Raw genomic sequence first — 2,537 nt, 5'->3', positions numbered from 1 at the left:
TGCCACCGCTAGCCTTGAAAGTTTGGTAATTTTGAACATTATTTTCTTCAAGTGTCTCCAGACAATCCTCAACAAAAGATGGTGTCACTAATAACACGCTTCGTTTGCCCATTGCCGCCAGTTCCATCAACGTATTCTTTAGGTATGGCTTTAACCACGGCATTGGTCCAAACTTTGACTGATAGACGGTCTGCACCTTTTCTGCAGGAACCTTGCGGAGATATTTCTGAACCCCTTGGGTGGTTGCCACACATTCCTGAGGATAGGGGTCACCCTTCTTAACCATCGACATCGGAATGCCGTGGTAACTGAAGATAACCGCATCATAATCCTTCTTCGCGTATGCATCATCGACTTGCCGAGCTAAAATTTGTCGATAGGTTGGCTGATCATCAAAATTTTTAATCAGGTGTGTCTTAACCCCGGACGCCTGGACCTTTTCGATAATCGTATCGTGCGTACTCTGAGTATAATTAGGAAACAATGGAATAACAACAATATCGCTATCCCCATTTTGATGCATTTGCCGCAACACGTCTACAATCCGTGGCTGCCCATAGTTCATCGCATACTGGACGTCCCAATCCGCCAAAATCTGTTGGACTTTTTGCTGCATGATCTCTGTGTAAGCTGTTAATGGCGATCCCGCCTTAGTCCACATATGCTGGTAAAAAGTCGCTGAGCGCCAAGTCCGCATGGGCAATACCATTCCACGCAAAATTGGCTGCCAAAACCATTTCGGCAGCGTCACAACATTTTGATCGCTTAAAAATTCTGTCAGATATGCTTTTACGTCGGTGTTGCTTGGTGACACTGGTGACCCTAGATTCACCAGTAACAAGCCCTTTTTTCCCATGACGATCCCCTCCTCGCCGTATATCCTATATTTTAGAGGTTTCCTATGTGAAAAACAATTCAATACCTGTAAATAATTAAGGTAGGCACTGAAAAATTCTTTTTGTCACTTAATTCTGCGTCAACCATGAAATTATGCGCCATGTTGGTTACAATGGAAAGTGGGAAGGACGTGATACCTTGAACGACTCCAAAGACTATCTGGATTTTTTTAACCAGACGTATAACGATCCCAGCAAGCATAGTGGGTACAGCACCAATAGTAATCTCCGGTTCGAAAGTCGAGCCGATGCCTTGGCGGTCAAAAATCTTTTGATCGAAAAAAGTCCAAGCGCAAAACAATATGAGTTTAGTGTTGAATATATTAACCCGAATAAATCGATGCAGGTCGGCTGGTACATCACCGTCAAAAAAATTGAGCAGGAGCCGGTCAAGGATCCCGCTTCTAAACCAATAAAAAATAAAAAGAATCCATAGCCTTTTAACGTAATTAATATATAGACGGCTATGAGTTAAGTGTGTGGAGGTAAAGCAATGGCAAATGATTCAATTCCAGAAATGACAATGAACGATGGCTACACCATCCCTGAAGTCCAGTTTGGCACCTACCAAATTCGCGGTGGCGCTGGACTTCAACAGGTCATGGAAGCTATCAAGCAAGGTTATCGAGGCCTTGATACGGCAACCAACTACGATAATGAGGGAATGGTTGGCGAAGCGATTCGTCGATCAGGCATGCCGCGGGCACATTTCTTTGTGACGTCTAAGTTACCAGGAAAGTATCATCAATACGATGAAGCTACAATGGCTATTCAAGAAACGCTGTATCGGCTTGGTTTGGACTATTTGGATCTTTATCTCATCCACTGGCCATTGCCAAAGCGCAACCATTACGTTGAGGCCTTTCAGGCAATGATTGATGCCCAGAAGCGCGGCTTAATTCGCTCAATTGGCGTTTCTAATTTTGAACCGGAACATCTGGACCGGCTCATTAATGAAACCGGCGTTACACCGGCCGTTAACCAAATTGAAGTTCATCCTTACTGGAATAACGAGCGCATGGTCAACGAAGACCAAAAGCGCGGAATTGTCACCGAGGCGTGGAGTCCACTTGGTCGAGGCAGTGCCGCATTAAAGGAACCTGTTATCCAAGATTTGGCCAAGAAATATGACAAAAATGCCGCCCAGATCATTCTAAGGTGGCATTCTCAACGAGGCGTTATTCCTGTTCCTCGTTCAAGTAATTTAGTTCACCAAAAATCAAATAAGGACATTTTTGACTTTAAGCTTACTGATCAAGAAATTCAGGCAATTAACCAATTATCAAAGCCTGATGGTCGAGTTGATGGCCAAGACCCTAATGAGTATGAAGAATTTGAATAAAATGGACCTTATTTTATGATTTAAAATGCAACTTTGACTTAGTCCCTTTGATCGGGCTTGGCCAAAGCTGTTTTAGTCACTGCTCTTAGCCGGTTCCCTGATTCCCACAACGCCAATCATGCTATTTAATGAACCATATTTGCCACGTGCGCCATTCCATGATAGGATAGTAGCCTTGGTACTAACAAATTCAAAGTAACTCAACAAATTAATAAAAAACTGACCAGCAGGTTTTTGATGCTGGCAGTTTTTATGTCGAAAAAGAGGTTTAAATCGTGAAATTCAATAAACACTTACTA

At 43.1% G+C, this 2,537-nt stretch carries 3 protein-coding genes; 2 read left to right on the top strand and 1 reads right to left on the bottom strand.

Annotation, left to right across the window (positions count from 1 at the left end):
• On the bottom strand, positions 1 to 856 hold an 856-nt coding region (gene hemH, locus AB3112_RS10665), incomplete at its 3' end, for a ferrochelatase (RefSeq protein WP_367334472.1).
• A gap of 179 nt (positions 857 to 1,035) precedes the next feature.
• On the opposite strand from hemH, the gene AB3112_RS10660 reads away from it, so the two are divergent.
• Positions 1,036 to 1,332 carry a hypothetical protein gene (locus tag AB3112_RS10660; protein WP_057909622.1) on the top strand — a complete coding sequence of 99 codons (297 nt, stop codon included), beginning with the start codon at positions 1,036 to 1,038 and terminating at the stop codon, positions 1,330 to 1,332.
• Positions 1,333 to 1,389: 57 nt separating this feature from the next.
• Positions 1,390 to 2,238, top strand: coding sequence for an aldo/keto reductase (locus AB3112_RS10655; protein WP_057909623.1), 849 nt, complete (start codon positions 1,390 to 1,392; stop codon positions 2,236 to 2,238).
• The last annotated feature ends 299 nt before the right edge of the window (positions 2,239 to 2,537 follow it).

It is taken from the genome of Lentilactobacillus sp., from assembly GCF_040773105.1.
In the GTDB taxonomy this organism is placed as follows: domain Bacteria; phylum Bacillota; class Bacilli; order Lactobacillales; family Lactobacillaceae; genus Lentilactobacillus; species Lentilactobacillus parabuchneri.
This window is presented reverse-complemented; position numbering and strand designations above follow the sequence as displayed.